Genomic DNA, 25,028 nt, shown 5'->3' with positions numbered 1-25,028 from the left:
CGACGGGTTCTGGGGTGCGGGGTGCCCGGGGGGCGGCTACAGCTTGGCGACGATGTCGGCGAGCAGGGCGGAGATCCGCGGGCCGGCGGCCTGGCCCGCCTCGATGACCTCTTCGTGGCTCAGTGCGGTGGCGGAGATGCCGGCGGCCAGGTTGGTGACCAGCGAGATCCCGAAGACCTCCATGCCCGCGTGGCGTGCGGCGATGGCCTCCAGTGCGGTGGACATGCCCACCAGATCGGCGCCGATGGCCTTGGCGTAGCGCACCTCGGCGGGGGTCTCGTAGTGCGGTCCGGTGAACTGCGCGTACACGCCCTCATCGAGGCTCGGGTCGACCTCGCGGGCCAGGGCGCGGATGCGCGGGGAATACAGGTCGGTCAGGTCCACGAACGTCGCACCCTCCAGCGGGGAGCTGGCGGTGAGGTTGATGTGGTCGGCGATCAGCACCGGGGTGCCCGGGGTCCAGGCCGGGTTCAGCCCGCCGCAGCCGTTGGTCAGCACCAGGGTCTTGGCCCCCGCGGCGGCGGCGGTGCGCACCCCGTGGACCACGGCGCGCACGCCCTTGCCCTCGTAGAAGTGGGTGCGGGCGCCGAGCACCAGCACGCGCTTGCCGCCACTGGTGAGCACCGAGGAAATCGTGCCCACGTGCCCGGGGACCGCGGCGGCGTGGAAGCCGGGCAGTTCGGTGGCGTCGATGCGGTGGGTTCTCTCGCCGATCAGATTCGCCGCCTCGCCCCAGCCGGAGCCGAGCACCAGGGCAATGTCATGGGTCGGGACGCCGGTGAGTTCGGCGATCTTGGCGGCGGCGGCGGTGGCCAGGTCAAAGGGGGCGGATTCGTTGTTGATCACAGGGTTAAACCTACCGGCGGAACCCCGCATTGTCAGGTGGCCGATCCCCGGCACGCGGCGCCCGACCCGCACGATGCCGATTGCCGTGCGTGCCCCAGCGTGTGCGTTGTGCACTTAACCGCGCGGTAGGGAAGAATGGGGGATCGTGAGTGCACAACGCGATTTCAATTCCCCCAGGCTGGTAATTCTCGGCGGTGGCCCCGGTGGCTACGAGGCCGCGATGGTCGGCGCCCAGCTCGGCGCCCAGGTCACCATCGTCGAACGAGCGGGGATGGGCGGCTCCGCCGTGCTGACCGACGTCGTCCCGTCCAAGACCCTGGTGGCCACGGCCGATGCCATGCGCCGGGTCTCCGGGGCGCGCGAATTCGGCGTCGAGGTCGGCGGAGCGGACACCGAGACGGTCGCGGACCTCTCCGTGGTGAACTCCCGCCTGCTGGAGCTGGCCCGAGAGCAGTCCTCGGACATCCACGTGGGCCTGGAGCGTGTCGGGGTGCGCGTGGTCATTGGCGAGGGCAGGCTGCTCGACGCCTCCACCGTCGAGGTCGAGCGCGCCGACGGCAGCACCGAGACCATCGAGGCCGACGCCCTGCTGGTCTCCGTTGGCGCCCACCCGCGCGAGCTGCCCACCGCGATTCCCGACGGGGAACGCATCTTCAACTGGACCCAGGTCTACAACCTCAAGGAAATCCCCGAGCACCTGATCGTGATCGGTTCCGGTGTCACCGGTGCCGAGTTCGCCTCGGCCTACAACCTCTTGGGCACCAAGGTCACCCTGGTGTCCTCGCGCGACCGCGTGCTTCCGGGCGAGGACGCCGACGCCGCCGAGGTCCTCGAGGAGGCCTTCAAGCTCAACGGCGTCAACGTCGTGGCCAAGTCCCGCGCCGAGGCCGTGGAACGCGACGGCGACACCGTCAAGGTCACCCTGGGCGACGGCCAGGTCATCGTGGGCAGCCACTGCCTGGTGGCCGTCGGCTCGATCCCCAACACCGCCGGCATCGGGCTGGAAGAGGCGGGCATCAAGCTCACCGAGTCCGGCCACATCCAGGTCGACGGCGTTTCGCGCACCACCGCCACCAACGTCTACGCCGCGGGCGACTGCACCGGCGTGTTCGCGCTGGCCTCGGTCTCCGCGATGCAGGGCCGCATTGCCATGGCGCACCTGCTGGGCGACTCGGTCAAGCCGCTGAAGCTCAACGAGGTTTCCTCCAACATCTTCACCTCCCCGGAAATCGCCACGGTCGGCGTCACCGAGCGGATGGTCGACGAGGGCAAGTACCAGGCCGACATCATCAAGCTGGATCTGGCGACCAATGCCCGGGCCAAGATGATGAACGTGACCCAGGGCTTCGTGAAGATCATCGCGCGCCGCGGCTCCGGAACCGTCATCGGCGGCGTCGTGGTCGCCCCGCGCGCCTCCGAGCTGATCTTCCCGATCGCACTGGCGGTGCACAACAAGCTGCACGTCGATGACATTGCCGAGACCTTCTCGGTGTACCCCTCGCTCTCCGGATCCATCTCCGAGGCGGCGCGCCGCCTCCACGTCCACCTCTAGGGACCTTCCGCCGGCCCGCCGGCACCATGGCCGAACCGCCGCAATGTGCACCAACCTTGGTGCCCGTTGCGGCGGTTCGTTCTTTTTTGCCCGCATTCGGTGCCGCCCCGTGGCATGCTGGTGCACGGAACGGGTGAGATCCACAGCACACTTGTCCAAATAGTGGAAGGACTGTCCGCAGAGTGGACGTCCAACCTAAACTTGTCACGTAGTAACTTGCAGGAATCCACCAAGAGAATCACGAGCCCATGTCCAACAAGACCGCGGTCGTCGCACCGAAGGAAAACACACGCGGACGCGTGCTGTTTGCCAGCCTCATCGGCACCACCATTGAATTTTTCGACTTCTACGCCTATGCCACCGCATCGGTGCTGGTTTTCCCGACGCTGTTCTTCCCGAACGCCTCGAACGTCAACGCGATCCTGTCCTCATTCGCGATCTTCGGCGTGGCCTTCGTGGCCCGTCCCGTTGGCTCGGTGCTCTTCGGGCACTTCGGCGACAAGGTCGGACGCAAGGGCACCCTGGTGGCCTCGCTGCTGCTCATGGGCATCGCCACCTTCTTGATCGGCTTCCTGCCCGCGGCCCAGGGCAACTTCGTGGTTCTGGCCCCGCTGATGCTGGTGCTGCTTCGCTTCGCACAGGGCCTGGCCCTGGGCGGGGAATGGTCGGGAGCCGCGCTGTTGGCCACCGAGAACGCCCCGGCGAACAAGCGCGCCATCTACGGCACGTTCCCGCAGCTGGGCGCGCCCATCGGCTTCATCATCGCCAACCTGATGTTCGTGGGCCTGCAGCTGGGCCTGACCCCCGAGCAGTTCATGGACTGGGGCTGGCGCGTGCCGTTCATCCTCTCCGCCGTGATGGTTGCCGTGGGCCTGTGGGTCCGGCTGAAACTTGTCGAATCACTGTCCTTCCAGAAGGTCGTGGCGCAGGACAAGGTTGCCAAGTCGCCGTTCAAGACCACCATGAAGTACCACTGGCGCCCGGTGCTCGCCGGCACGTTCATCATGCTGGCCACCTACGTGCTCTTCTACCTCACCACCGCCTTCACACTGACCTACGGCACCGCCCCGGCCACCGTGGAGGCGGCCCGCGCCGCCGCCGAGGCCAAGGGCAAGGTCTTTGACGCAGCCGCCGAGGCCGCCTTCGTCCCGGGCCTGGGCATCGCGCGCCCCGAGTTCCTGACCATGTTGATCATCGGCGTCGTCTTCTTCGGCATCTTCACCGTCGTCTCCGGCCCACTGGCCGAGAAGTTCGGCCGCCGCAAGTTCCTGATCTGGGTCACCCTGGGCATCCTGCTCTTCGGCGCTACCTGGACCCTGATGTTCGGCCCCGGCAAGGGCGCGGCGATGGCCGGGCTGGTCATCGGCTTCACGCTCATGGGCCTGACCTTCGGGCCCATGGCGGCCTACCTGCCCGAGCTGTTCCCCTCGAACGTGCGCTACACCGGATCGGCCGTGGCCTACAACATGTCCTCGGTCATCGGTGCGGCTCCCGCGTCGTTCGTGGCCATTGCGCTGTGGCAGTTCGGCGGCGGGAACACCGTCTGGGTGGGTGTCTACCTGGCCGCTGCCGCGGTGCTCACGCTCATCGCCCTGTTCCTGACCAAGGACACCACCAACGTCGACTACGAGAACAACGTCTCCTAGCACCGGCTTCCCGTGCTGCCCGCCCTCCCCGTGGATGGCGGGCAGCGCGCGTTAATGCCCGGGCGGCTACTCGCCCACGGTGCCGTCGAGGCATTCGCGCAACAGGTCCGCGTGTCCGTTGTGCCGGGAGTACTCCTCGATGAGGTGCACCAGGATCCAGCGCACCGACACCGTCCCGTGGTGCCCGGCCGGCACCGCACGATCCAGTGGCTCGGAGTCCAGGGCGGCATCGGCAAAAGCCATCTCGTCCTTCCATGCGGCGAGGGACAGTGCCACCATCCGGGCATCGGCTGCCGGGAAGTCGAAATCGGTGTCGTTCCCATCCGTGCCCCGGTACAGCGGCGGTGCCGGGTCGCCGGCCAGGGCCGACCGGACCCAGAACCGCTCCACGTCGCTCAGGTGCCGCACCAGGCCCAGCAGGGACAGCCCGGAGGGCGGCACCGCGCGGGTGCCCAGCTCCGCCGCGGTGAGCCCGGCGCACTTGAGCTCCAGGGTGCGGCGTTGGTAGTCCAGGAATCCCATCAGGGTTTCGCGCTCGCCGCCGCGCGGCGGCGGGTCGGTGCGCGGGTCCGGCGCAGGCACCGCCATCTCTCCTGCTGACATGGGCACCAGCCTATGGCCGAACGCCCGCCCCCGAGGCAACGCGCGCGGAGGATTGGAAGGAATCCAGCGAACCGGCGACAACAAGACAAGCAGTGGCACGATAATGCGAAAGGGCGGCCCGGTCTTCACGAGGAAGACCGGGCCGCCCCGATCGGTGCGGTGTTCGGGCGGTGCTATTCGCCGATGGAGGCCAGCACGGTTCCGGCCGAGACGGTGTCTCCCGGAACGGCACTGAGCCCGGAGACCACGCCGTCGCAGTGCGCGGTCAGCGGCTGTTCCATCTTCATGGCCTCCAGGACCACGATCAAGTCGCCCTCGGAGACGGTGTCCCCGTCGGCCACGGCAACCTTGACGATGGTGCCCTGCATGGGGGAGACCAGGTCCGCCCCGGAGCTGCCGGCTGCGGCGGTGGAGCGCGAGGACCGCTTCTTCTTCCGCGTCTTGCCGTTGGGCGAGGAGGACAAGGTGCCCAGGGACGAGGGCAGCACGACCTCCAGGCGCTTGCCGCCGACCTCGACGGTGATGGCGTTGCGCCCCTCGTCCTCACCGGGGGTGCCGGCGGTGGCCGGGTCCCAGGCGGGGATCTCGTTGGAGAACTCGGTCTCGATCCAGCGCGTGTGGATGGAGAACGGGCCCGACTCCGGGGTGAATGCGGCATCGGCCATCACCGCGCGGTGGAACGGCAGCACCGTGGGCATGCCCTCGATGCGGAACTCGTCAAGCGCGCGGCGGGCGCGGGCTGCGGCCTGGGCGCGGGTGGCGCCGGTGACGATCAGCTTGGCGATCATCGAGTCGAAGTTCCCCGAGACGGTTTCCCCGGCCTCGACGCCCGAGTCGATGCGTACGCCCGGCCCGGTGGGCAGGTTCATGGTGGTGATGGTGCCCGGCGCCGGCATGAAGCCGCGCCCGGCGTCCTCGCCGTTGATGCGGAACTCGAAGGAGTGTCCGCGCACCTCGGGGTCGGTGTAGCCCAGCGCCTCGCCGCGGGCCAGGCGGAACTGCTCGCGGACCAGGTCGATGCCGGTGACCTCCTCGGAGATCGTGTGCTCGACCTGCAGGCGGGTGTTGACCTCCAGGAAGGAGATGACCCCGTCCTGGCCCACGAGGAACTCGCAGGTGCCGGCTCCCACGTACCCGGCCTCGCGCATGATGGCCTTGGATGCCTCGTAGAGGCGGGTGTTCTGCTCCTGGGTCAGGAACGGCGCGGGGGCCTCCTCGACGAGCTTCTGGTTGCGGCGCTGCAGCGAGCAGTCGCGGGTGGAAACCACCACGACGTTGCCGTGCACGTCGGCCAGGCACTGGGTCTCCACGTGGCGCGGGGCGTCCAGGAAGCGTTCGACGAAGCATTCGCCGCGCCCGAAGGCGGCAACGGCCTCGCGGACCGCCGAGTCGTAGAGCTCGGGGATTTCCTCGCGGTTGCGCACGACCTTGATGCCGCGTCCGCCGCCGCCGTAGGCGGCCTTGATGGCCAGTGGGAGCCCGTGCTCGTCGGCGAAGGCCAGCACCTCGTCGGTGGATGCGACCGGGTCCTTGGTGCCGGGCACCAGCGGGGCGCCGACCTTTTCGGCCAGGTGGCGGGCCCGGACCTTGTCGCCCAGCTGGTCGATGGCCGAGGGCGGGGGGCCGATCCAGGTCAGCCCGGCGTCGATCACTGCCTGGGCGAAGATGGCGTTTTCCGCGAGGAAGCCGTAGCCCGGGTGTACCGAGTCCGCGCCGGAGCGCTTGGCGACCTCGAGGATCTTATTGATGTCCAGGTAGGACTCGGCAGCGGTGGAACCGCCCAGGGAATAGGCCTCGTCGGCCAGGCGGGAATGCAAGGCATCGCGGTCCGGTTCGGCGTATACGGCAACCGATCCAATGCCCTCATCGCGGGCGGCGCGGATGATGCGTACGGCGATTTCTCCGCGATTGGCGATGAGAACCTTCGTCAACTGACTCATGGCAGGGGCTATCTCCTTAAATATGCTCTTGTGGAGCCTACCTGCGTTTGTGGGATGTGCACCCCCAAAACCCCCTGTGTCGGCAGTAGGTCGTGATTTCTTTGTAGGAGTCCTACAAGAGCCGGCCGTCGCGGCGACTGTTGCGGCACCTGCTGCGAAGCGGCCCGTGGCCACCCGTGGCAGCGTGCGACTCCTGGCGCCCCCGGACGCCTCAGGCCGAGGTCGGCGCCTTCTTTCGGGTGGCGGCGCTCGTGCTTGCCCACAGGGCTCCCAGCATGGCCCCCGTCGAGGATCCCATCACGACCATTCCGGCGTTGCCCTTGACCAGTCCGAAGATGATCAGGGCCGCCATGCAGGCGATTCCCGTGGCGAAGCCGATCCAGGAGTAAAGCGCTCCCTTGGCGCGGCCCTGGTTGCTGTTGCGGGTGTTCGCGGGGGTGTTCATGCCGGTGGTCCTCCTGGGCGGTGGGTGTTCATCTAGTCTAGAAACTACTTTCCATTGTTGCAAGTAGTTTCTGGAGTAAGTTCACGACTCCCCGCGCAGGGGACCTGTTTCGGGCACTCGGCACCTGCTTCGGCGGGTTAACCGCCCGAGGGCCCGCACCGGGTCTCGGTGCGGGCCCTCGGGCGGTGCCGTGCGTGGTTAGACCCAGACGTCGGAGATCGACAGCCCGGCCTCGTGCAGCAGCTCGCGCAGTGTGGCCACGTTCAGTCCGATCACGGTGTGCGGGTTGCCCTCGATGCCGCGGATGAAGGCGGCCCCGCGCCCGTCGATGGTGAACCCGCCGGCGCACGGCAGCGGTTCGCCGGTGGCCACGTAGGCGGCGATCTCCTCCGCATCGACCTGCTCGAAGTCCACGCGGGTGGAGGAGATGGCGCCGATGGTCGCCCCGGAACCGCCGTCCCCGTCTTCCTCGGAGCGGTTGTCGATGAGCCAGTGGCCGGTGTGCAGGATTCCTGACTTCCCGCTCATCGCCGCCCAGCGTTCGGTGGCGATTTCCGCGGTGTACGGCTTGCCGTAGATCGCGCCCTCGAACTCGAAGACCGAGTCGCAGCCCAGCACCACCGCGCCGTCGGCCTCTTCGGTGGAGGCGACGTCCTCGGCCTTGGACTTTGCCAGCAGCAGCGCGGTGTCCTCCGGGCCCAGCTCGCCGAAGCGCTCGACGGCGCTTGCCAGCGCCGCGTCCTCGTCAACCGCGGAGACCTGGACGGCGAAGTCGATGCCGGCGTCGGTGAGCACCTTGGCCCGTCCCGGGGAAGCCGAGGCCAGCACCAGCAAGGGCAGGTCCTCGGGGTTCTCGATTTCCCCGCGCGGATCGGTGGCGGTTGCGTTGCTGCTGGGGTTCAGGTTCTGGCTCATGCATCAACCGTATCCCGGGAGGAGGGCGCCTGCGGCCCGTGCCCGTCGCCGTGGCCCGCATCCGGTGCCCCGGCCCCGTCCGGCCCGGCGGCGAGCGCGGCGATCTTCGAACCCTCCACGTCCACGTCCGGCAGGATCTTGTCGAGCCAGCGCGGGATGTACCAGGCACGGTGCCCCAGCAGGTGCATGATTGCCGGGGTCAGCGTCATGCGCACGATGAACGCGTCGAAGAGCACGCCGATGGCCAGCGAGAAGCCGATGGCCCGGATCATCGTCAGGTGGGAGAACACGAACCCGGCGAACACCGAAGTCATGATCAACGCCGCGGCGGTGACCACCGGGGCCGAGTGGGCGAAGCCCGAGCGCACAGCTGCACGTGCCGGCTGCCCGTGCGCGAAGGACTCGCGCATGCCCGCCACCAGGAACACCTGGTAGTCCATGGCCAGCCCGAACAGGATGCCGGTGAGCAGGATCGGCAGGAAGCTCATGATCGGCCCCGGCACGTTCACGTCGAAGAAACCGCCCAGCCAACCGAACTGGTAGACAGCCACGGTGGCGCCGAAGGCGGCCAGCAGCGAGAGCAGGAAGCCGGCGGTTGCCAGCAGCGGCACCACGACCGAGCGGAAGACCAGCAGCAGCAGGAGAAGCGAGAGCCCCACGACAATGCCGATGTACATCGGCAGCGCCTCGGCGAGCTTCTCCGAGACATCCACCTGCGCGGCGACCTGTCCGGTCACCGCGATCTGCGATCCGGTGGCCTCCTGGATGCCGGGCGCCGCGTCGCGCAGCGCGTGCACCAGTGCCTCGGTTTCGGCGCTGGCCGGCCCCGCATCCGGGATCACCTGGATCGCACCGAGGTTCCGGGCCTTGTTGACCTGCACCGGGATCGCGGCCACGACGCCCGGGATCTTGCGCACGGCGTCGGCAACGTCGAGGTTCGCCGCATCCGCGCCGCGGGCATCGAGCCCGGCCGGCAGGTCGGCGAGCACCAGCAGCGGGCCGTTGTAGCCGGCACCGAACGCGTCGCTCATCTGCTCGTACGCCTTGTAGGCGCCCGAATCCACCGGTTCGGCGCTGCCGTCGGGCAACGCGGTGCGCAGCTGCAGCGCCGGCAGCGCCACGATGGCCAGGATCGCGATGGACGCGATGGTGGCGATCCACGGGCGGCGGGTGACCACCGCGCCCCAGCCGCGGTTGCCCGCGTCGTTGCGCGGGGCCCGGGCCTGTGCCTCGCCGGCCGCACCCCGGCGGGCCCAGGCCCGCTTGGACACCAGCTTCGTGCCGATGATCCCCAGCAGCGCCGGGGTCAGCGTGATCGCGATCAGCACCGCCATCATCACGGTGAACGCGGCGGAGAAGCCCAACACGGCCAGGAACGGGAGCCCCGGCACGGCCAGTGCGGACAGCGCGATGACCACTGTCAGTCCGGCAAAAACCACGGCGTTGCCGCTGGTGCCGGTGGCCCGGGCGATCGATTCGCCCAGCGGCACGCCCTCCAACAGCTGGCGGCGGTGCCGGTGCACGATGAACAGCGAGTAGTCGATGCCCACCGCCAACCCCAGCATCAGTGCCAGGGCCGGGGTGATCGAGGCCATCTCGATGACCGAGGACAGTGCGAGGGTTCCGCCCACGCCGGCGCCCACCCCGAGCACCGCCATCAGCAGCGGCAGCCCGGCGGCGACCAGCGTGCCGAGCATGACCAGCAGCACCGCGGCGGCCACGGCCAGGCCGATGATTTCAGCGGCCCCGAAGATCGAGGAAAGGTCCTGCAGGATCTCCTTGGAGAAGAGCACCTCGACGCCCGCGGCCTCGGGCCCGGCGGCAATGGACTGGATGTCGGCGCGTTGCGCGGTGGAAAGCGCGTCGGCCGAGCCGACGAACGTCACGTGCGCCACGGCGGTGGAACCGTCCGCGGAGATGAAGCGCATGCCCGCCGAGGCGCCGGCCTGGCGCTCGGCAAACGCCAGCTCGGCGCGACCCGCGGCCAGGTCCTTGGCGCCGGCCTCAAGCTTGGCCTCGGCATCCGGCAGCGCCGCGGTCTTCTCGTCCACGGTCTTTTGCCCGGCGAGAAGCTTGGCCTGGTTCTCCTCGATGGTCTTCTGGCCCGCGGCCAGCTTGGCGGCATTCGTGTCGATCTCGGCCTGCCCGGCGCGCAATTGCGCCCGGCCGGCGGAGATCTTCGCCGCTGCGGCCTGGATCTTGGAGCGGTTGGCGGCCAGTTCCTTGGCCCCGGCGTCCAACTTCGCCTTGGCTGCGGGAAGCTTCGCGGCTCCCGCCTCCAGTTCGGCCTTCTTGGCCTTCAGCGTCGCCTGCCCGGTGGCCAGTTCCTTGGCCCCGGCATCAAGCTTCTTCTTCATGGCCGGTAGCATTGCCACCTGTGCCTCGAGCTTGGCCTTTTGCTTAAGCAGTTCCGACTTTTGAGGTTCGAGAGTCTTGAGGTTGCCGGTGAGGACGGCGACCTTTTGCTCGGCGGCCAGTTTCTGCTCGTCGGTTTCTGCGCCCGCCAGTTCTCGTTTAGCAACCTCTAGCTGGCTCGTGACTTTGCTGATGTTGGCGGTGAGCTTCTTGATCTGGGAGTCCAACGCGGAAATGCCCACAGGGAGCTGCTTCATGCCGGCGTCGTACTGCGCCCGCCCGGTGGCCAGGTCCTTGGCCCCGGCATCGAGCTTGGCCGCTCCGGCGGCCAGTGCCTTGCGGCCATCGGCGATCTGCTTCGCCCCGGCCTGGTATTCGCGGTTGCCCGCGTCCCACTTGCGCTGCCCCGCATCCAGCTGGCCCTGCCCGCTCTTGAGAGCGGCGGCACCGCCGGCCAGTTCCTTGGCCGCGGCATCGAGCTTCGCCTGCCCCGCGGCCAATTGCGTGCGGCCCTCGGCGATCTCCTTCTTGGCATCGCCCAGCTGCACGCGCCCGGAGTCGAGGCCGTCCTGCGCCTCGGCCAGCTGCTTCCTGCCATCGGCAAGTTGCTTCTTGCCGTCTTCCAGCTGCTTGGCGGCGTCGTCGAGCTTTGCCTGCCCCTCGGCGATCTTCGGCTTGGCCTCATCGAGTTGCTTCTGCAGCTCGAAGGGCTTGGCGACCTCGGTGATCTCGGACTGGGAAGCCAAGTCCTCCAGCGAGGATTCGATGGCCCGGTGCTGGGCGGGACTCAGCGCCTCGCCGTCCTGGGAACGGAAGACGATCGAGCCGGTGCCGCCGGCCAGCTCGGGCATCTCGACCTTCATCCGGTCCAGCGTGCGCTGGGTTTCGGTGCCTGGGATGGTGAAGGTGTTGGAAAGCTTGCCCATGAAGGCGCCGGCGCACAGGCCGATCACCAGCAGCAGGACGGCCCAGATGCCCACGACGGCCCAGCGCCTGCGGTAGGCCAGTGCACCAAGTCGGTAAAGGAAGGAAGCCATGGTGTCTTAGGCCTTTCGTGTGTGCTGTGCACGTTGTTGCAGGGAGGGGAAGCCGTCGCGCAATTGGGCGATGGCCTCGGCGAGGGTGGCGCGCAGCATGTGCGTGCGGCGCGGATCGGCGGGGTCCGGGGCGGCTGCGAGCTCGCGGGACCACTGGGCGAAGGCGGCCTTGCCGGCGCCGATGACGCAGTGGGCGAAGACCGTGGCGGCCAGCGGGGTGCCGTGCGGGGCGCGGGCGGTGATGATCCCGGTGAGCGCCCCGGCGCAGTCGTTCCACGCCTCCAGCTGCATCCGCGCCATCTGCGGGTGCTCGGAGGCCAGCAGGTACAGGTTGGCTATGGGCTCGAGCAGGGCCGGGTCCACGAGGGATTCGACGGTCGCCACCGCGGCGGAGAGCAGGTCCAGCTCCGGGTCCAGCTCGTCGAGCACCGCCACGGCGTTTTCCAGCAGGAGCTTGGTCGGCTCGTTCAGGGCAGCCTCGATCGAGGGGAAGTAGTTGAAGAAGGTGCGGCGGGAGACCCCGGCGGCGTCGGCCACGGACTCGGCGGTCAGTGCCGCGTAGCCGGCGGACTCCAGTTGGCCGAAGGCCGCCTGCACGATGGCCGCCCGCGTGGCGGCCTTGTTCAGTTCGCGCCGCGAGGGCGGGGGCATGGGGGAGGAGCTCACCTTTCTACACTACGTGCAAACTTGCATGCCGTGCAATTTTCGTGCTGATTCCCTGCCAACTCCCTGGAACGGGGAATGCATGCGGGGGAACAACAAGGGGCGGGCCGCCTGGCGCCCGGTGGATGTTGCATCCCGGGAACCAGGCGACCCGCCCTGGTAGGAATCGTGACTACCGCACTGCGTTGCCGCTAGCCGACAGGGGCCGGCTGCACCTCGCGTGCCTCGGGTTCGGTCGATCCGGCGGAATCGGCGGTCGTCTTGAACTCGTCGTTGAACGGGTCGCCGTGGCGCGGTGCGTTGTACAGCTCCGTGTCCAGGATTCCCTCGCGCTTGGCCACGATGGTCGGCACCAATGCCTGTCCGGCGACGTTGACCGCGGTGCGGCCCATGTCCAGGATCGGGTCAACGGCCAGGATCAGTCCCACGCCGGCCAGCGGCAGGCCGATGGTCGACAGCGTCAGGGTCAGCATGACCACGGCGCCGGTGGTCCCGGCGGTGGCGGCCGAGCCCAGCACCGAGACCAGGGCGATCAGCAGGTAGTCGGTCAGCGAAAGGTCGATGCCGAAGAACTGGGCGACGAAGATCGCGGAGATCGCCGGGTAGATCGCGGCGCAGCCGTCCATCTTGGTCGTGGCGCCCAGCGGCACGGCGAAGGAGGCATAGGCCGAGGGCACACCGAGGTTGCGTTCGGTCACGCGCTGGGTCAGCGGCAGGGTGCCGATGGAGGAGCGGGACACGAAGCCCAGCTGCACGGCCGGCCACACGCCGGAGAAGTACTGCCTGACGCTCAGCCCGTGCGCACGCACCAGCACCGGGTACAGGCCAAAGAGCACCACGGCCAGCCCGATGTAGATGGCCAGCGAGAACTTGCCCAGCGCACCGATGGTGTCCCAGCCGTAGGTGGCCACGGCGTTGCCGATCAGCCCGACGGTGCCCAGCGGCGCCAGGCGGATGATCCACCACAGGATCTTCTGGATCACGGCCAGCGTGGCGGCGGAGAAGTCCAGGAACGGGCGGGCGGCGTCGCCGACCTTCAGCGCCGCGATGCCCACGGTGATGGCGATGACCAGCACCTGGAGCACGTTGAAGTTCAGCGACGTGGCGACGGCGCCGGACTCGGCGACCTGCGAGGTGGCGCCAAGGCCCAGGAAGTTCGAGGGGATCAGCCCGATGAGGAAGGACCACCAGTCGCCGGTGCGCCCGTCGTACTCGGCCGGTGTGTCCTGGCCGGTGCCGGCGCCGGGACGCAGCACGGTGCCCAGCACCATGCCGATGACCACGGAGATCAGCGAGGTGATGGCGAACCAGAGGATGGTCTGCCAGGCCAGGCGGGCGGCGTTGGTCACCTTGGAGAGGTTGGCGATCGAGGCGACCACCGCGAAGAAGACCAGCGGGATGACGGCGGCCTTGAGCAGCGAGACGTAGCTGGAACCGATCGTTGCCAGGGTCGTGCCGAGCCCCGTGGGGGTTTCCTTGCTGTGCCCGGTGTACTTGGCCAGCAGGCCAAGGCCAAGACCCAGGATCAGGGCGATGATGATTTGCGGGCCGAATGCCGTGGCCCATGCGGGGATGCGCCTCGTGGGCGTCGTATTTGAGGTAGTCACGATTAGAAGCTAGGCGGTGGAGACTGGCAACGGATAGCCAGCATTGAGCAATGTTACGCAAAAGTCCTCCCCAGCGGATTGTTGCGGGGAATTTGTGTTCCATTACATAGCGATGCGCCCCGGTGTTAAGCTGAGCTTTCAACCAAACGGTTTGTATGTTAATTGTTCGTGCCCGCGGAAAACCGGGCTCCGGGCCCGATGGATCGCAGCTGGGGAATGGAGGCCGGAACGCATGATCTGGGGAAAAGTCGACGACACTCTGTCCCGGCCCCGACTCGATGCCTTGCTTGACCAGGCGGTGGCATCTTCGGCGGTGATCGCCAGGGCACCGCGCGGAGCCGGCAAGAGCGTGGCCGTTCGCGATTGGCTGTCCCGGAGAGATCCCCAGGCCAGGAACTGGAGCTGGATCAAATGCAGCGAGCTCGAGGAGCCGCTGGATCTGGTGCTGGCCAGACACTATGAGGCGGCCGAAGACCCGGACTCGCACCTGGTGGTGCTCGAGGACTGCACCGCCGGGTTCAACGGCCAGCTGACCGGCTTCGTGCAGCAGATGGCAAGCGAGCATCCCGGGCGACGCGCACTGGTTCTCACGAACGAGTACCTGGACCTCGAGCGCCAGCGCACGCTGCTTTCGTTCGATCTCGCCGTGGTTCCGCCACATGAATTCCCCTTTACCGCCGACGAGACGGCGGCCTATTTCCGCGGTAGCGCGCTTGGGCGTTTTGCCGAGCCGTTGTGTCTCGATTTGTGCGGCACCCCGCAGCTGATGCGCATGGCCAAGCTCCGGGCGCAGACCATGCGCGCCCCGGAGCCGACGCCGGCACGGGTCAAGCCGGGCAAGCATGCCTCGCCCCTGGGACCGCCGGCACCCGCGCTGCTGGAACTGGACCCGCCGGCCCGGTCATTTCTGGCCGAGGTGAATGCCGCGGTGGACCGCGACATGAAGGCGATGCTGGAGGGCGAAGCACTCGAGCCCGGACAGCTCGACTTCCTTGCGGTGCTCGCCGTGCCCACCACGGTGCCCCGGGCGCTGCTGCCGCTGCTGGCCGAGAGCCACCCCGCGGCGTGGTTGCCGGATCTGGAAAGCAGGGGCCTGGTCTACCGCTCGTCGCGGAACCCCGACGAGGAATACTGCCTGCACCCCGTGCTGCGCCGGGTGCTGACAAACGCCTACCTGGCCCCGGACAAGGAACGGCTGCGTTCACTGCACCGGATTTGCGCACGATACGAGATGACCCGGGGGTCCGCGTTCCGGGCACTGCGCCACGCGTTGGCCGCGCCGGACCACCAGCTGGCCTCCGACATCCTGCGCATGCACGCGGACGAATACCTCGAGGGGGAACTGGGCACCCGCGGATCGGTGCTGCTGGACGAACTGCCCCTGGCGGTGCTGGCGCGGTACCCGCTGCTCGCCATCAGCCTGGCGATCGCCTACAGCGCCACCGGGAAGTTCAAGCTCAAGACCCTGGAACTGCTGGCCCTGGCCGCCACCGGTGCGCGCACCGTGGGACGCAATGCCCCGCCCGCGGACAAGATGGTCATGGTCCTGATCGAATCGGTCGCCGCAAGGCTCAGCGGCATCGGCGAGCTGTCGGTCAAGACCGCACGCAGCGCCCTGGCCCTGCATCGGGACATGGACCCGGGGCAGCGCGACAAACTGGGGCCGTTCGAAGGCCCGATGATCGTCCAGCTGGCACTGGGCCTGCACGCAGGCGGCGCCCACGACGAAGCGCTCATCGCCGCCGAGATCGGGGTCTCCGCCGACCAGCGGCACAACCGCGCAGACAACGACCACTACGCAACCACGGTCCAGGCCTACCTTTATGCCCTCGCCGGGGACATCCACAAGGCGTCGGCACTGCTGGCCGAGTCCTTGCCGGAACACTGGGCGAATCCGGCCACCAGCGCCTACTTCGCCACCCCCTTCAGGGCCGCGTCGTTCCTGTGTGCCATGGAGGAACAGCGTTTCGAGGATGCCGCACGCTGGGTGGATCTGTTGCGCATCGACCAGCACAACAACGAGTTCTGGCCGGCCATCCGGTTGGCCGAGGCGATGCTGGCGGTGGTCACCGGCGAAACGACGGCGTCCCTGGTGCGGATGCAGGGCTACCTGGTGCGCGAACGCGAACAACCCGTCGCCCAGAAGTACGGCAAACAGATGCTGGTTTCGGCCTCCTGCCTGCTGAACCTGGCGGTGGGGGATCCGGTCAACGCGTTGAAGGTCGCCGCCAAGTCCGGCTCGGAAACATCGCGGACCTTGATGCAGGCGCGGGTGCGCCTGGCCCAGGGGGATGCCGCGGAGGTCTTGCGGCTTTGCACCTCGCTGGGAGCCGCCGTGCAACCGCGCACCCGCTTCCAGCAGGCGGTCCTGGTCCTGGCCGCAACCCTGCAGCAGAACAATCGTCCCGCCATTGGCGGGGCCCTTCGCATGGTGGCGGCGCTGAGCGAGGAATACGGACTGGGCATGGCACTGAACCTTTTGCCTGCCCCGGACCTGGAGCGCATACTCACCGAAGCCAGGGAGCTGGGCATCAGGCTGAAGGTCGATCCGAACACCGTCTCGAACATCCCCGGCGGCCTGGGTCGTGCGGTGCTCAGCGCCCGGGAGCTGGCGGTGCTGGGGGAGCTGGTTTCCACCGGGAGCGCCGCCGAGATCGCCGAGCGGCAATTCGTCTCGGTGAACACGGTCAAGAGCCAATTGCGCAGCATCTACCGGAAGCTGGGAGTGTCAGACCGCGCCTCCGCACTGGAATCGGCACGCGTACAGGGCCTGATCCCGAGCAAGGACGTCGAAGCGGTCGATTAAGCCGCGGCGGTCCGAGGGAACGGTAACGGCAAACCCCGCAAGGCGATATCGGACGGGTCCGGTGGCATGCGATGCCCGGGGCGGGGGTAGGGTTTCCACCAAAACACGACTCGGAACATTCCCCCCATCGGCACTGATGCAGCCCCCAAGCAATGCATCCATGCCGCACTGCGAACTTCCCCAGCGGTGAACGCTTTTGTACGCGAAGTGGAGTTTTCCGGTTTCCCGGGTTGTGGTCACCTCGGCGTGTTCTGCAGCAACAAGTCCAACTATCGCAGGTAATCAAGCGGGATATCAGTGTCGGTGCGCGGTTTCACCCTTGCCTTCACCCTCAAACCAACGCAAATGGACAAAAGGTCCGGGAAGCTATTCGGAGCGCACGCAAAATGCCTAATCAGACTCGGGAATTTCGCCAGGGTGGGTTTCGGAGCCACGGTGCCGCCAAGCGGTGCCCGGCCTTCGAAGGGAGCGGCCGGGCACCGGTTGTCCGAAACGGAGGAGGAAAGATCCCGGGCTATGCCAGCAGGGCGCGGCGCAGGGTGTCCAGTCCCACCGAACCAAGCGCCAGCGCCTGGGTGTGGAACGCCTTCAGGTCGAACCCGTCACCGGCGCGGGCTGCCCGCTCGTCGCGGATCTGCTCCCACAGGCGCTGCCCGACCTTGTAGGCCGGCGCCTGGCCCGGCCAACCCAGGTAGCGGGTGAACTCGAATTCCAGCTGTCCGGCCGAGATGTCCAGGTTCCTTTCCAGGAACGCGAAGCCCGACTCGCTGTCCCAGGTCCCCGAACCCCAGGCCTCGGGAATCTGGAGCCCCAGGTGGACGCCGATGTCGAAGACGACGCGCGCCGCACGCATGCGCTGGGCATCGAGCATGCCCATGTAGTCACCCGGATCCGCAAGGTACCCCAGATCGTGCATGAGCCGCTCGGCATACAGCGCCCAGCCCTCGCCGTGCCCCGAGACCCAGCAGGCATGCCGTCGCCAGTCGTTGAGCGTGTCGCGGGACATGACGGCGGTGGCCACCTGCAGGTGGTGGCCCGGCACGCCCTCGTGGTACACGGTGGTCAACTCCGACCAGGTGGTGAACTGGTCCTCGCCCTCGGGCACCGACCACCACATGCGGCCCGGGCGGCTGAAGTCCTCGGAGGGCCCGGTGTAGTAGATGCCGCCCTCCTGGGTGGGGGCGATCATGCATTGGATCTGGTCCATCGGGGAGGGGATCTCGAAGTGCGTGCCGGCCAGCGCCACCAGCGCCGCGTCGGACTTCTCCTGCATCCAGGCCTGCAATGCGTCGGTTCCGGCCAGCTGGCGTGCGGGATCCTGGTTCAGGACCTCCTTGGCCTCGGCGATGGAGGCCCCGGGGCGGATCTGTTCGGCCACCCGTTCCTGCTCCGTGATGATGTTCGCCAGTTCGTTCACGCCCCAGGCGTAGGTCTCCTCCAGGTCGACCGCGGCGCCCAGGAAGCGGCGGGACATCAGCGCATAGTATTCCCTGCCCACGGCGTCCTCCTGGGGCGCCAGCGGCAGCAGCTCCGACTCGAGCACCGTGGCCAGGCGCAGGTAGGCGGCGTTGGCGGCGGCGGCCCCGGCGCCCAGGCGCTCGCCGAGTTCGGGGTCGACCTTCGTGCCGGCGGCGGCCAGGGCGTCGAAGAAGCCGCCTTCCTTGGCGTACTCCCGGCCCTGGCTGATGACGATCTTCACCTGCCGCGAGGCCGCGACCAGCCCGCGGGCCGCCGAATCGCGCAGCGAGGCGATGTACCCGTCCATCGCGGCGGGCAGGTTGTGCATCCTCTGGGCGATGAACCCGTAGTCGGCGGAGGTCTCCTGCGGCATCAGGTCGAAGATGGCGCGCAGGTCCTGGGCGGGGGAGGCGATGTTGTTCAGCTCGGTGCGCCGGGTCTCGGCGATCTCGATGTCCAGCCCGAGGCGCTCGTTCATCGCGTCGAGCGTGGTCGCATCGATCCCGTCCACCGGGGCCAGGGGCTCGAGCTTGGCCAGGGCGTCGCGGGCCGCTGCGGTCTGGGCCGCCACGCCGGAGGGCGAGTAGTCGGAGTAGGCGGCCTCTTGGCCGGGCAGGCCCAGCTCGGTGGCGAACTCCGGGACGAGTTCGAGCAGGCGGGCGAAGTACTCGTTGGCGACGGCGTCGATGGCGCTGGGCGTGCGCGGGGCAGTGATATCAGTCATAACCCCAACACTAGCCGACGTGAAATGGATGTTGAAGGAAAATCGGTGGTGAAATCCGGGGGCCCGGCACCGCGTGGAATCCGGGTGCCGGGGCCCGGCACGGGGCATGGGGAGAACTCACCATGGCAGGGGATTGTCCATTCTTTGTAGACTGGGTAAGTTCGACCTTTCCGCGGTGGGGCATCGCAGCGCTCGAATCCGGCCGATTCGTGAACACACAGCAAGGAATGACCGCACATGGACAAGCCCCGTCGCGCCCGGTGGACCGAACCATTGAAGGGCACCGCCTTCAAGGCAGTGGTCGTCCCCCTCGTGGCCGCACTCGCCGTTGCCGGGGCCATCATCCATCCCGGATTCGAAACCGCGGACGTGGAATTGAACGACGGCGGCGTCTGGGTCACCAACCAGGCCGAGGGCAAGATCGGGCACGTCAACTACCAGTCGCGCGTCATCGACGGCGGCGTGGTCACGCCGCTGCCGCGCTACGACCTGGCCCAGCACGACGAACGGGTCTTCGTGCGCAACCTCGAGCAGGCGTCGCTGACCACCATCGACCCGGCCATGGTCCAATTCGCGGGCGACAACAACCTGCCCGCCAACTCATCCTTCTCGTTCGGCGCCTCCGTCGTGGCGGTCACCGACGACGAGCACGGCACCGTGCAGGCCACCATGGTGGAGAACATCTCCGAATTCTCCGGCGACGGCGCCACTCCGATCATCGATTCCAACGGCGAGGTGGACGCCGTGGTCGGCGCCGACGACACCGTGTGGAGCGTGGACTACCAGTCCGGGGTGCTCGCCGCCCACACCCTCGACGCCGAGGGCGCCGCGCAGCCCCTCAGCAAGATCGCCATCGAGGAACTGACCTCGATGGAAGAGCCGCAGCTGAGCGCCGTCGGGGCGACCGGCGTGGTCTTCGACGCGGCCACCGGGGACATCTACACCTCCACCGGACGGCACGCCACCGTGGAGAACCCGGCCAATGCCAGGATCCAGGCCCCCGGGCCGGAGGCCGCGGGCGTGGCCATCGCGCTGGACAACGCGCTGGCCACGGTGTCGCTGGACGGGCGGGACGTGAACTACGAGCAGGTCGAGACCGCCGGAACCCCCATCGAACCGGTGCGCGTGGGCAGCTGCACCTATGCCGCCTGGCAGACCAGCGCCCAGTACCTGCGCCACTGCGCGGACCCCGCGCAGAACCAGAACATGCCCATCCCCGAGATGCCCCAGGGAACCGAGCTGAAATTCCGGGTCAACCGCAACGTCGTGGTGCTCAACGACATCTCCACCGGCCAGGTCTGGCTGATGAACGAGGGCATGGAGATCGTCAGCAACTGGAGCGACCTGGAACCGCCCAAGGGCGAGGGCGAGGCCAAGGAGGAGGAGACCAAGGAGATCACCGACGCCATCGAGCTGCCCAACCGCACCGAGAAGAACGAAAAGCCGATCGCCGAGGACGACACCTTCGCGGTGCGCCCCGGCCGGGCCACCCTGCTGCCGGTGCTCTACAACGACGTGGACCCCGACGGCGACCTGCTTCTCGCCGAGGTGGAGGGCGGCGGGCCGTCCCTGGGCGAGCTGCAGCCGGTGCACGACGGGACCGGCTTCCAGATCGTGGTGCCCAAGGACGCCACCGGCGCGGCGCGATTCAGCTACACCGCCTCCGACGGGCGCGGCGGCTCCGACACCGCGTCGGTCAGCCTCAAGGTCGTGGACCAGGAAACCAACGAGGCCCCGGAACAGCGGCGCACCACCATCCTGCAGGTCCGCCAGGGCGAATCGGCCAGCCGCAACCTGCTGACCGACTGGACCGACGCCGAGGGCGACGACCTGCGCCTGCTCGGCGGAACCAGCGAGGGCGACGACGTCATCCGGGTCCGCCCCGACGGCACCCTCACCTTCCAGGACGACGGCAAGCGCATCGGCCAGAAGGAGGTCACGATCCAGGTTTCCGACGGCCGCGAAAGCACCAAGGGCCGCGTCCTGGTCGAGGTGCTCGCCGACACCGCCGTCAAGCCGGTCACCGCCACCGACCACGTGGTCGCCCGCGTCAACGAGGCGACGGCCTTCGAACCCTTGCTCAACGACATCGACCCCTCCGGGGCCGGGCTGCGCCTGGCCGGGGTGGACGACGTCACCGGCCTGGAACTGAAGACCAACACCGAGACCGGCACCGTGACCGTCACCGGCGAACGTCCCGGGACCTTCTACGCCGAATACCTGGCCACCAACGGACCGGCCAGCGCGCCGGGCCTGGTGCGCATCGACATCAAGGCGCCCGAGCCCAGCGACGCCGCCCCGGTGGCCGTGCGCGACATGGCGCTGCTGCCCTCCGGGCAGGACGTGCTGGTCGACGTGCTGGGCAACGACTCCGACCCGGCCGGCGGCGTGCTGGTGGTCACCGGCGTGGAGAACAACACCGAGGCCCCGTTCTCCACCAGCGTCGAACGCAATGCGCTGGTGCGCATCACCGACGTGCGCGGGCTGACCGACCCGACCACCATCGGCTACACCATCTCCAACGGCGCGGTGCAGGCCACCGGCGAGATCCGGGTCGTGCCGATCCCCGCCCCGCCGCGCCTTGACCCGCCGCAGGCCAACCCGGACACGGTGACGGTGCGCGCCGGCGACGTGGCGACCGTGAAGGTGCTGGAGAACGACATCCACCCCAACGGCGGAAAGCTGACCCTGGAACCGGAGCTGGAGGAGACCGGGGACCTCGGTGAGGGCTCGCTGATCTCCGTCGCGGATTCCACCGTGCGCTTCCGCGCCGGGGACTTCGACGGCAAGCCCCGCCAGGTCTCGGCCGTGTACACCGTGGCCGGGCCCGACGGCCAGGAGGCCAGCGCGAGCGTGACTTTCGACGTCCAGCCCGCCGCCGACGCTAACGACCTGGAGAAGAACACCCCGCCGAACCCGGTGCCGGTGAAGGGCCGGGTCTTTGCCGGCAGCAGCACCAGCGTGCAGGTGCCGCTGGAGGCCATCGACCCCGACGGGGACTCGGTGGCGCTGGTCCAGTTCGGCTCGGCCCCGCGCCTGGGCACCGCCCGGATCCGCGGCTCGGCCATCGACTACACCGCCAACAAGGATGCCTCGGGCACCGACGAGTTCAGCTATATCGTCGAGGACCGGCTCGGCGCGCGGGCCACCGCCACCGTGAAGATCGGCATCGCCCCGCTGGCCGAGGCCAACAACCCGCCGGTGGCGGTGAACGACTTCATCACGGTGCGCCCCGAACGCCCCGTGGCGGTGGACGTGATGGACAACGACACCGACCCGGACGGCGACTCGCTGGCCTTGCTCTCCGAGGTCGGCTCCGAGTCCTCGGTCAAGGCCGAGGTGATCGACGGGCGCGTGGTGCTCAGCTCCCCGCCGGATGAGGGCACCATCTCGGTGCGCTACCGGATCAGCGACGGGCGCGGCGGCACCGCCAGCGCCACCCTGACCGTGAAGTCGGATCCCGAGGCCCGCCTGCTGGCCCCGATCGCCCGCGACGACCGCGTCTCGCTCGAGGAAGTCATCGAGAACGATGAAGTCACCATCGACATCCTGCGCAACGACGAGGACCCCGACGGCAGCGCCGCGGACCTCGAGGTCAGCCTGCCCGACGCGCCGAAGGGCGTGCGCATGGGCGAGGACGGCCTCACCGTGGCGATCGGCGCCGAACGCCAGGTCATCGCCTACACGCTCACCGACCCGGACGGGCTGGCCTCCAACGCGTTCGTGCACGTGCCCGGCACCGGCGGGGCGCGCCCGATCCTGCGCAGCGGCCTGGCCCTGAAGGTCGAGGCCGGCCAGCTGCTGCCGCTGAAGCTCGACGAGCTGGTGCTCGTGCGAGAGGGCCGCAGCCCCCGGTTGACCACCGCGGACTCCGTGACCTCGATGCCGGCCAACGACGGGGACCTGGTGCTCTCCGCCACCGAGCTCGCCTTCCGGGCGCCCGTGGACTTCTCCGGCCCGGCCGCGGTGACCTTCGAGGTCACCGACGGGTCCGGACCCGACGACTCCAAGGGGCTGACCTCCACGCTGACCGTGCCGATCAACGTCGACCCGGCCCCGGGCAACGACCCGAACCAACAGCGCGAGGGCCAGGGCCCCGAGGACGACCCGGAAGAAGAAAAAGAGGAAGAGCAGCCCGATCCGGTGAACTTCCCGCCGACCCTCCAGGCCAATGCGCTGTCCGTGGGCCAGGGCGGGGAACCTGCCGAAATGGATTTGCGCATGGCCGCGAACGACCCGAACGAGGAAGACGTGCCCAAGCTCGCCTTCGCCCTGGGCGCCGTGGACATCCAGGGCGTGGAGGCCGAAATCGTCGACGGGCACACGCTGCGCGTGCGCGCGGCGGCTGACACCCCCAAGGGCACCCGCGGCAGCGTCGGGGTCTCGGTGAGCGACGGGGTCAACCCGCCGACCACCGTCGCCATGGGCATCACCGTCACCGGCTCCACCCGGGAGCTGCCGGTCGCCGTCGCGGACAACGTCGCCGACGCGGCCCAGGGACGCACCGAGAGCGTCGAGGTGCTGGCCAACGACCACAACCCCTACGCAGACCAAGGGCCGCTGCGGCTGATCAACGCGCGCCCGCTGGAACGCGGCCACGGCACCGCAACGGTGTCCGGGGACAAGGTCGCGATCACCCCGAGCGAGGACTTCGTGGGCACCATGCGGGTGGAATACACCATCGGAGACGTCACCGAGGATGTCTCGCGCAACGTCATCGGCACCGTGACGCTGAACGTCAAGGGCGCCCCGAACGTGCCCTCGCTGCCCCGGGTGGAATCCACGGGCGACCAAAAAGCCGTGCTGACCTGGGCACCGCCGGCGAACAACGGTTCGCCGATCACCCACTACACGGTTTCCGGCGGCGGGCACACACAAAAGTGCACGACGACCACCTGCACCATCACGCCGCTGACCAACGACACCATCTACAACTTCACGGTCACCGCCACCAACGCCGTGGGCGAATCGCCGGCCTCCCCGCCCTCCGCCGACGTCCGCCCCGACGTGGAACCGGAACAGCCCGCCGCCCCGACCGGGAAGGACGGGGACACCCAGGCCACCTTCAGCTGGAAGGCGCCGGTGAGCCGCGGTTCGGCGATCCAGGGCTACACCCTGGAGATCTCCCCGGCCCCGGCCAACGGCATCACCCAGGTCTCCGGGATCGCCGGCACCTCCTACACCTGGGAGGGACTGAAGAACGGCACCGCCTACCAGGTAAGGGTGCGCGCGGTGAACAAGGCCGCCAGGCCCTCGCAATTCAGCGCCTACTCCGCCTCGGTCACCCCGGCCGGCAAGCCCTTCACCCCGAACGCGCCCACCGCGGTGCGCCAGGACTCGGCGATCGACGGCGGCGTGGTGGACGTGTCCTGGCAGGTCCCGGGCGCCAACGGCGCCGCCCTGACCGGCTACACCGTGCGGGTCTACGAATCCGCGACGCTGGTCAAGACCGTCTCCGGCATCCCGGCCAGCCGGCAGCGGCAGGCCGTCACCGGGCTCGGGACTTCGAAGTCCTACCGCTTCACGGTGCAGGCCACCAACCGCGTCGGTGCCTCCGAACAGAGCCCGCAGTCCACCGCGGTCACCCCGTACGGGCGCCCGAAGGCCGTCGGCTCTGTCGCGGCGAAGGCCACCGGCGCCGACCGCATGGTCAGGCTCGAATTCCAGGCGCCCGGCGCCAACGGCTCGCCGGTCACCGGCTACCAGTACTCCACCGACGGCGGGGCCTGGACGTCCTTCGGCGGCCCGGGCGGGACCATCGACAGCGGCGCCAACGGCCAGGCCCACACCTGGCAGGTGCGCGCGCTGAACGCCGCCGGCCCGGCCAAGCCAAGCCCGGCCAGCAACCAGATGAGCGCCTACGGCCCGCTGCGCGACAACGCGCAGCTCGCCGCCACGCACGGGGACCACTGGATCAAGTTCACCTGGAACGCCGCCGCCGGCGAGGCCAACGGGCGCAAGGTCACCCACACGGTCACCATCAACGGCAACAACAGCGCCAACGACGGGGTGCAGCGCGTGGAGAGCCTCGGCTACTCGACCGCCCGGACGCTGAAGATCGTCGCCCGCGACTCCGAGGGCCAATCCAGGTCGTGGTCGAAGACCGAGCAGACCAACCCGAAACCGGCCCGCTCGGTGCAGCTGAGCCGCGGCCCGAACTACAACGGGTATCCCAACTCGACCTGCGACCCGAACTGCTACAAGTACCACGTGGAGCTGTTCAACTTCGACCCCGGGACCCACACCTACGCGACCAGCTGCTACCACTCCGGCGGGAACTTCGCGTCCCACACCATGACGTTCAACGTCGGATCCAACGGCCGGGCCTCGGGGGACCTGCCCTGCGTGGTGGAACCGGGATACAAGTCCCCCTACTACGCGACGGTCGATGGCGTGAAATCGAATACGACCGGATTCTGACGCCGCAACCG

The 25,028-nt window shown here is 68.7% G+C and carries 13 protein-coding genes; 4 read left to right on the top strand and 9 right to left on the bottom strand.

From position 1 onward, the window contains the following. Positions 1 to 36 precede the first annotated feature (36 nt). Positions 37 to 876 (bottom strand): purine-nucleoside phosphorylase, encoded by an 840-nt coding sequence (locus JOF46_RS19070; RefSeq protein WP_209912063.1) that lies wholly within the window; start codon positions 874 to 876, stop codon positions 37 to 39. A gap of 115 nt (positions 877 to 991) precedes the next feature. Here JOF46_RS19070 and JOF46_RS19065 point away from each other — a divergent pair, with 115 nt between their 5' ends. Continuing rightward, entirely contained in the window at positions 992 to 2,398 is a 1,407-nt protein-coding gene (locus JOF46_RS19065; RefSeq protein WP_209910158.1) for an NAD(P)H-quinone dehydrogenase, read from the top strand. Between the two features lie 248 nt (positions 2,399 to 2,646). Beyond that, positions 2,647 to 4,044, top strand: coding sequence for an MFS transporter (locus tag JOF46_RS19060; RefSeq protein WP_209910156.1), 1,398 nt, complete (start codon positions 2,647 to 2,649; stop codon positions 4,042 to 4,044). Positions 4,045 to 4,110: 66 nt separating this feature from the next. Here JOF46_RS19060 and JOF46_RS19055 read toward each other — a convergent pair whose 3' ends face one another. From JOF46_RS19055 to JOF46_RS19025, 7 genes are all read right to left on the bottom strand, one after another. Then, positions 4,111 to 4,647, bottom strand: coding sequence for a DinB family protein (locus tag JOF46_RS19055; protein WP_245348194.1), 537 nt, complete (start codon positions 4,645 to 4,647; stop codon positions 4,111 to 4,113). 173 nt (positions 4,648 to 4,820) lie between these two features. Beyond that, positions 4,821 to 6,587 (bottom strand): acetyl/propionyl/methylcrotonyl-CoA carboxylase subunit alpha, encoded by a 1,767-nt coding sequence (locus JOF46_RS19050; protein ID WP_209910153.1) that lies wholly within the window; start codon positions 6,585 to 6,587, stop codon positions 4,821 to 4,823. Positions 6,588 to 6,798: 211 nt separating this feature from the next. After that, a complete protein-coding gene (locus JOF46_RS19045; protein ID WP_209910149.1) occupies positions 6,799 to 7,032 on the bottom strand; it encodes a hypothetical protein in 234 nt (77 codons plus the stop codon). 198 nt (positions 7,033 to 7,230) lie between these two features. Further along, the gene (locus JOF46_RS19040) at positions 7,231 to 7,872 is read right to left on the bottom strand and encodes a Maf family protein (protein WP_245348703.1); all 642 of its coding nucleotides are present in this window, start codon (positions 7,870 to 7,872) and stop codon (positions 7,231 to 7,233) included. 71 nt (positions 7,873 to 7,943) lie between these two features. Then, positions 7,944 to 10,304: an MMPL family transporter gene (locus tag JOF46_RS19035; RefSeq protein ID WP_425355087.1), complete on the bottom strand. Its 2,361-nt coding sequence runs from the start codon at positions 10,302 to 10,304 to the stop codon at positions 7,944 to 7,946. 1,041 nt (positions 10,305 to 11,345) lie between these two features. Further along, positions 11,346 to 11,990, bottom strand: a complete 645-nt coding sequence (locus tag JOF46_RS19030) for a TetR/AcrR family transcriptional regulator (protein ID WP_209910140.1) — start codon at positions 11,988 to 11,990, stop codon at positions 11,346 to 11,348. A 203-nt stretch (positions 11,991 to 12,193) separates the two neighbouring features. Then, entirely contained in the window at positions 12,194 to 13,609 is a 1,416-nt protein-coding gene (locus JOF46_RS19025; protein WP_425355070.1) for a dicarboxylate/amino acid:cation symporter, read from the bottom strand. 232 nt (positions 13,610 to 13,841) lie between these two features. On the opposite strand from JOF46_RS19025, the gene JOF46_RS19020 reads away from it, so the two are divergent. Continuing rightward, complete coding sequence (locus JOF46_RS19020) at positions 13,842 to 16,415, top strand: helix-turn-helix transcriptional regulator (protein WP_209910137.1); 2,574 nt, start codon at positions 13,842 to 13,844, stop codon at positions 16,413 to 16,415. A gap of 514 nt (positions 16,416 to 16,929) precedes the next feature. Here the strand turns inward: JOF46_RS19020 and JOF46_RS19015 are convergent. Further along, entirely contained in the window at positions 16,930 to 18,597 is a 1,668-nt protein-coding gene (locus JOF46_RS19015; RefSeq protein ID WP_209910135.1) for a DUF885 domain-containing protein, read from the bottom strand. Between the two features lie 237 nt (positions 18,598 to 18,834). On the opposite strand from JOF46_RS19015, the gene JOF46_RS19010 reads away from it, so the two are divergent. After that, a complete protein-coding gene (locus JOF46_RS19010; protein ID WP_209910132.1) occupies positions 18,835 to 25,017 on the top strand; it encodes an Ig-like domain-containing protein in 6,183 nt (2,060 codons plus the stop codon). Positions 25,018 to 25,028: the final 11 nt, after the last annotated feature.

Origin of the sequence: Paeniglutamicibacter psychrophenolicus (assembly GCF_017876575.1) — a bacterium.
Lineage (GTDB): Bacteria > Actinomycetota > Actinomycetes > Actinomycetales > Micrococcaceae > Paeniglutamicibacter > Paeniglutamicibacter psychrophenolicus.
The sequence above is the reverse complement of the archived record's forward strand: the minus strand, read 5'-3'. Positions and strand labels throughout refer to the sequence as shown.